We start from the raw sequence: 6865 nt of genomic DNA, 5'->3' as shown, positions 1-6865 counted from the left end.
GGGGGACACTGGGACTCGGGGCCGGAGCGCCCGCCCGGGAGCGGCACGCGGCACCCCCGGGATCCAGCCCAGACCGCTTGCCCGGACGCCACCGGGACGTCCGCCGTGCCTGTGGACGACCCGGCCCGGGACACCGGCCTCAAGTTCGCGCGTCTTCCCCGGCGGCCCCGGCCGTCTCGCCGACGGTCACCGCGCCCCCGACGGCGATTCCTAGTCCACCGCCGCGTCCGCTGACGGCGGCTCCGCGTCCATCACCGCGTCCTCCGACGGCGATTGCGAGCCGACCACCGTGAGCGGGAGCGGGACGGTGAACCGCAGTTCGGCGAAGGCCCCGGCCGGGACCGCCGGGGACGCCGGGAGCACCGGCCCGACCCGCCGGTACCGCTCGCCCTGCTCCGGCCGGGAGTCCTCCTCGCCCCTGTTGGGCCACATGGACATCGCGCGCTCGGCCTGCGCGGTGATGGTCAGCGACGGGTTCACCCCCAGGTTCGCGGTGACCGCCGAGCCGTCCACCACGTGGACGCCCGGGTGGCCGTACAACCGGTGGTAGGGGTCGATGACGCCGGTCTCCGCGCTGTCGCCGATCGGGCAGCCGCCCAGGAAGTGCGCGGTCATCGGGACGTTGAACACGTCGCCCACCGTGCCCCCGGGAAAGCCGTCGATGCGCTCGGCCAGCCGGGTGGCCGCCTCCTGCCCGGCCGGGATCCACGTCGGGTTCGGCTCGCCGTGGCCCTGCCGGGAGGTCAGCCTCCTTCCGCCCAGCGGCCCCCGCCGCACCGACGTCGTCAGCGAGTTGTCCAGCGACTGCATCACCAGGCCGATGATGGTCCGCTCCGACCAGCGGCGTGCGGAGAGGCTGCGGGCGAACACCACGGGGTGGCGCGCCGCCAGGCCCAGGAACCTCAGCCAGCGCGGGATCCGCCCGCCGCCGGGCACCTGCATCGCGGTGAGCAGCGCCATCGCGTTGGAGCCCTTGCCGTAGCGGACCGGTTCGATGTGGGTGTTCTCGTCCGGGTGGATCGAGGACGTGATGGCCACGCCCCGGGTCAGGTCCTCCTGCGGCCGGACCCGGCGGGTCATCGCGCCGACGAGCGCCTCGGAGTTGGTGCGGGTGAGCGCGCCCAGCCTCGCCGACAGACGGGGCAGCGCGCCCGAGTCGCGCATGCGGTGCAGCAGTGTCTGGGTGTTGTAGGTCCCGGCGGCCACGACCACCTGGCGGGCGGTGAACGTGCGGGCGTGCGACCGCCGCCGGGGCGCGTCGGTCCTGACGGTGTCGACGGCGAAGCCCCCGTCCGGCAGTTCGCGCAGCCGCTCGACGGTGGTCAGCGGGTGCACCTCGGCTCCGTCGCGCTCGGCGAAGTACAGGTAGTTCTCGGTCAGGGCGTTCTTGGCGCCGTGGCGGCATCCGGTCATGCACTCCCCGCACTCCGTGCAGGCCCGCCGTTCGGGGCCCGCGCCGCCGAAGTAGGGGTCGCCCACGGACGCGCCGGGCTCGGCCCTGGCGCCGTCGCCGTCCCGTCCGTCGCCGAAGCACACGCCCACCGGGGTGGGGCGGAAGGTGTGCCCCACGCCCATGTCCTCGGCGACCGCCTTCATGTGCACGTCGGAGGGGGTGACGGTGGGGTTGGCGCGCACACCGAGCATGCGGCGGGCCTGGTCGTAGAACGGCGCCAGCTCCGACTTCCAGTCGGTGATGTGCCGCCACTGCGGGTCCTCGAAGAACGGGTCCAGCGGCTGGTACAGCGTGTTGGCGTAGTTGAGGGAACCGCCGCCGACGCCGGCGCCCGCCAGGATCACCACGTCGCGCAGCAGGTGGATGCGCTGGATGCCGTACACGCCGAGCTTGGGCGCCCACAGGAAGTTGCGGACGTCCCAGGACGAGGAGGGCAGCGTCTGGGGCGTGAAGCGGCGTCCCGCCTCCAGGACGCCGACGCGGTAGCCCTTCTCGGTGAGGCGCAGGGCGCTCACCGAACCGCCGAACCCCGAGCCCACGACCAGGACGTCGTAGTCGAAGCGGTCGGCGCGTTCACCGGCCCGGGACCCGGTCTCGGCCCTGGTTCCGGTCGTGGTTTCGGCGGCGGCTCGGGAGGTGGGGGCGGAGGAGCTGGTGGTGACGGTGGGGTCTGTGCTGCGCTCTGGGGGCACGGTGGGTCTCTCTCCAGGTCAGTCGCGGTCTCCCGTAGTGCGCCGGATAAGGGCCCGCAACATTGAATGCGCCATCTAGAAATGTGACAACAACTATTGTAATGTTCGTCACTACCGCCGAGTAGGGTGTGTTCCATGTAACACACGTGGCGTGCCTCGGCGCAAGTTCGGCTCCCCCTCGCCGCTCACGGGCGGCGGAACACTGGAGGTACTCATGCCCAAGGCTTCCGGCGAGGCGTCCGAGGCTTCCGAGGCTTCCGAGGCGCCTCAGGACGCGCATGAGCCGCACGAAGCCGTTGGCGGAACGCGCTGGCGCAGGTTCGCCCTCCTGGCCGTTCCCGGGCTCGCGGCCGCCGCGGTCCTCGGAGGCATGACCACACAGGGCCTGCTCGCCGCCTCCTTCGCGGTGTCCGGTGACAGTTTCAAGATGTCCGCCGACCAGCTCGTCGGCACCGGCTTCACCCAGTACGGCGACGCCGCCACATCGGTCGACGGCTCCTCCCGCCCGGTCGGCCTGTCCTCGGTCGGCTCAGCCGAGCTGACCGACCTGTGCATGTCCTCCCTGTGGGACCTGCCCATCGGCCGGGCCACCCTCGTCATCACCGCGGGCGAGTCCACCCCGGTCGAGGGCACCAACCTCGTCCTGGACATCGAGCAGCTCCAGGGCGACGCCGAGTTCGGCTCCATCGAGATCGGCCGCGACGCCAGCACGCTGGACAGGGCCGAGGGCGGCCAGGGGCCGGCGGGCGGTTTCGGCCTCCAGTCCCAGAGCATCACCGTCTCCGACATGCGGTTGACCACATGGGCGGTCACCTCCGGGTCCCTGAAACTGTCCGGTCTGAGCCTGGCCGTGCGGCCCGGCGAACACGAGTGCTTCTGATCCCGTGGCCCACGCACTGACCCTGCTCCGCGGTGGCCGGGCTCGCCTGCGCCACTGGCGGCGCGGACGCCCGTTCTGGGGCGGGCTCCTCCTCGTCGCCGCCGGAGTCGAGCTGCTGGTCGCGCCTGCCGCGCAGAGCCTGATCCTGCCCATCGACCTGATCGCCTACACCGGTGTCGCCGGTGTGTCGGGCCCGCTCATCGCGGTGCTGCTGATCACCCTGGGAGCGCTGAGCTGGTTCCAGCCCGCGCAGCACCTCTTCTTCGGGGTGGTCGGGCTCATGCTCGGCCTGGTGTCCTTCGTGACCTCCAACTTCGGCGGTTTCGTCGTCGGGATGCTGCTCGGCATCGTCGGCGGTTCCCTCGTCTTCGCGTGGGCGCCCCACGTGGACCGCCGCCGAAGGCGCGTCCGGGGAGGCCGCCGTGCCGCGGGCGGCGGCGCCGCCGGTCCCGCGACACCCGACACGGGCGTTTCCGGGGCCGCCGACCCCCGAGGCCCCGAAGCGACCGACGAGGCCGGTGGGCGCGCGGTCGTGGAGGAACCTCCGGCAGCCGTCCCCGCCGTCCCCGCCGTCCCCGCCGAGACCGTGCCCGAAGCGGGTGTTGCGGGGCCCCTTCCCGACAGCGGCGCCCGTCCCGCGACACCCGGCGGGGCCGTCGGCGAACCCCCGCCTCCGTCCCGGCCGCTGGCCGCGCTCGCCCTGCCCCTGGCACTGTCCGTGACCCTGGCCAGCGCCGCCGCGCCCGCCGACTGGCCCTGGGACTGGTTCCTGCCCCCGGGCGACGAGGAGGCGCGGCCCTCGCCTTCACCCTCCCCCTCTGACGAGCCCTCGGCGAGTCCCACCGGCCCGCCCACGCAACCGGGCACCGGGCCCGGCGCGGGCGAGGGGGGCGGTGCGGACGAACGGCCCGAGGACGAGGAGCCCGGGGAAGAGGAGCCCGGGGAGGCTCCGGAGCAGGACGGGCCGGACCGGGAGGCGAACCCGGACGAGTGCGAGACGGGCACCGGTGAGTCCGCCCCGGCCGGGTCCGAGGAGGAGTTCCTGGAAGCCGTCCGCGCCTGCCGGGCGGCCCGGGACGAGGGCGAGCTGCCCGAGGTTCCGGTGGAGGACGCCTACGACTGCTCCAGCGGCTCGGTCCGCGCCTCCGGCCTGACCGCCGACCGGCTGACGATGAGCGGCGCCCGCTACGACGGCGTGGTGGAGTGCCCCACCCCCGACGGGCCCCGCAGGTACATCCGGCTGACCATGAGCCGGGCCGACTTCGTCAACGCCGAGCTGTGGTTCGAGGACGCCGGAACCCGGATGAGCCTGGGCCTGCCCACCATGGTCATGGACGGTTCCGTCCAGATGCACATCACCCGCATGCACGTGCGCGTCCTGGGGATCCCGCTCACCTTCACGCCGGACTTCCCGCCCCCGCTGCTGCTGCCGTACATGATCGTCACCGACGTGGACGTGGACGACCCGCTGGCCAGCACCGAAGTCATGGACATCCCCGACCTCAACGGCCGCTACGGCGGCGCCTGACCGCGCCGCCGCACACGGGGGCGGGTGCGGCGTCTCCGCGCCGCCCCGCCCCCGCGCCGTCACAGACCGGGGCCGATCAGACGGCTGGCCCTGCCCACGTGCGACACGTACAGCGCGTCGCGGGCACGGGTGCAGGCCACGAACAGCAGCGTCCGCTCCTGCTGGAAGGCGTGCTCCAGCGCCACCTGGTCGCCGTCGGCGGCCTCGATGGCGGCCTTGGGCGGCAGCAGGTGGTCACTGACGCCGATCAGCGCCACGCACCGGAACTCCTGGCCCTTGAGCCGGTGCATCGTCCCCACGCGCACCGCCTCGGCGGCGCCGCTGTCCTCCAACTGGGCGGTGCGGACGCCCCTGGCCTCCAGCTCCTTGGCGATGTCGCGCACCACCCACTGGTTGCGCCCGGCCACGGCGATCTCCGCCGGGTCGACCCCGGCCTCCAGCCACACCCGCACCCGGTCGCCCAGCGCGGTGAGCTCCTCGGCGCGGTCCCCGCAGCCGCGCACCACCGGCGCCGGACCGCGCAGCAGCGAGCGGTACCCGGCCAGGGTGTCGGCGTTGTCGTCCATGCCCAGGGCCGCGCGGCGGTCCAGGATCGGCGTGCTCCAGTCCAGGATCTCCTGGGTCACCCGGTAGCTCACCCGCAGCCGCTGGCCGCGCCCGCGCACGTTGATGCCGAGCGAGGCCAGCGACACCCGGTTGTCGGACACCCGCTGGTGCGGGTCGCCGACGATGAACAGGTCGTCCGGCCCCTCCGGGACGGCGGCGCGCAGCATCCGCCACTGCGCCGGGTGCAGGTCCTGGGCCTCGTCGACCACGGCGTGCCGGAACAGCGGCTCACGGCGGCCCAGGATCCGCGCGGCCTCGGCGGCCAGTTGGGGGTAGGACCACATCCCCTCCACCCTCATGGCGCCGACGTAGCGCCGCACGGTCTCCCACACCTGGCGGCGGTGCTCGGGAGCCAGGTGCTGCACCCGCCCGCTGCGCTCGCAGCGGATGTAGTCGGGCAGCAGCTCCAGGCCCTTGGCGAGGATGACCTGCTCCCACTCGTCCACCAGGAAGCGGCCGGAGAAGGGCAGGCCGTCTGCCACCGCCACCGCGCGCCAGCGCCGGGCCAGCTCGTCCTTGCCGACCATGCGGGGCGCCACGCTGGTGTGGGTCTGCACGGCCGAGCGGGCGAGGCTGTCGACGGTGGCCACACGCACGCGGGCGCGCACTCCGGGATCTGGCAGGAGCTGGTCCAGCCGCTCGGCCAGGGACTGCGCCAGCGCCCGGTTGTAGGTGGTCAGGAGCACCGACTCGCGGGTGTCCTCGGGGCGGGCGGCGGCGTCGCGCTCGGCCAGGTAGGCGGCGCGGTGCAGCGCGATCACGGTCTTGCCGGTCCCCGGGCCGCCGGTGACCTGCGTGGACCCGTTGTAGTGCGCCTCGGTGATCCGGTGCTGGTCGGGGTGCAGGGTCAGCTGCCACTGCTCGAAGGGGGCCCTCAGGGCCCCCGCCAGTTCGGGCGGGCCGCTGGGCGCGGGGTCGGCCTCGGCGGGGTCGATCCCGGTCGGCGCCTCGGGACGCAGGTCGCGCGCGAAGCGCAGGGCCTCGTCGCGCGGGCGCACGGTGACCAGGCGGTAGCGGGTGCCGTCGGCGGGACCGCCGTCACCGGTCCGGCCGCGGCCCCCGGCGTCGGGGACGACGACGCCGGACCAGTCGGGGGCGATGCTGACGACCCGGACGCCCGGGTCGGCGGCGCCCGCGACGGACTCCAGGTCGGGCTCCTCGCCGATCTGGCAGGCGCGCATCACTGCCAGGGTGTTGAGCTGGACGTCGGGCGTGAGGCGGGTGAAGTCGTTGAGAAACGTCGGGGCGATCGCGAGGGCGGACACGTCGTGGTTTCCTCCGGTCTTCGACCAAGGTGGTGTCTGTGGTGCTCGGGGAGGTCGGAGCGGATGGTCTGGCCTGGGAGAACGGCCTGTGTGGTCGCGGCTCCCGAAGGAAGGATGCTCGCCACGGAATTCCGGCAAACGCCGCTCCCGGCGCGTTTCCCGTCAGGTTCGGGAGATGTCGGGGCTCTCGCGTTTTGCCTGTTCAGGACGGTATTTGCGGAGGTGTGTTCGATGGGTGTGCGAAGATTTCCCGGGGCGGCCCGGGGAGGTTCCCGTGACCTGCGGTTCTCCGGCCGGATGCTGAGTCCGAAACGGGGTTTAGGTATCTGTCCGAAAACCCCTCGACGTTGGGGTCCGGCACCGGAGGAGTGCCTGTTCCGCGTGGGGTCGAGGGGCAGTATGAGGGCACCCCGATCACCCATGGAGGGCGGGGCCGAAAAC

General features: G+C 73.4%; 4 protein-coding genes. 2 read left to right on the top strand and 2 right to left on the bottom strand.

Annotated features, from left to right (window positions below):
• Positions 1 to 210: 210 nt before the first annotated feature.
• Positions 211 to 1992 carry a GMC oxidoreductase gene (locus tag ABD54_RS24560; protein ID WP_394324552.1) on the bottom strand — a complete coding sequence of 594 codons (1782 nt, stop codon included), beginning with the start codon at positions 1990 to 1992 and terminating at the stop codon, positions 211 to 213.
• 367 nt (positions 1993 to 2359) lie between these two features.
• Between ABD54_RS24560 and ABD54_RS24555 the strand changes: the two genes are divergently transcribed.
• A complete protein-coding gene (locus tag ABD54_RS24555) occupies positions 2360 to 3025 on the top strand; it encodes a DUF6230 family protein (RefSeq protein WP_047871914.1) in 666 nt (221 codons plus the stop codon).
• 4 nt (positions 3026 to 3029) lie between these two features.
• The gene (locus ABD54_RS24550; RefSeq protein WP_047871913.1) at positions 3030 to 4553 is read left to right on the top strand and encodes a DUF6114 domain-containing protein; all 1524 of its coding nucleotides are present in this window, start codon (positions 3030 to 3032) and stop codon (positions 4551 to 4553) included.
• 59 nt (positions 4554 to 4612) lie between these two features.
• Here ABD54_RS24550 and ABD54_RS24545 read toward each other — a convergent pair whose 3' ends face one another.
• The gene (locus ABD54_RS24545; protein ID WP_047871912.1) at positions 4613 to 6424 is read right to left on the bottom strand and encodes a UvrD-helicase domain-containing protein; all 1812 of its coding nucleotides are present in this window, start codon (positions 6422 to 6424) and stop codon (positions 4613 to 4615) included.
• Positions 6425 to 6865: the final 441 nt, after the last annotated feature.

This window comes from Nocardiopsis sp. RV163, assembly GCF_001029525.1.
GTDB classification, from domain to species: domain Bacteria; phylum Actinomycetota; class Actinomycetes; order Streptosporangiales; family Streptosporangiaceae; genus Nocardiopsis; species Nocardiopsis dassonvillei.
The sequence above is the reverse complement of the archived record's forward strand: the minus strand, read 5'-3'. Positions and strand labels throughout refer to the sequence as shown.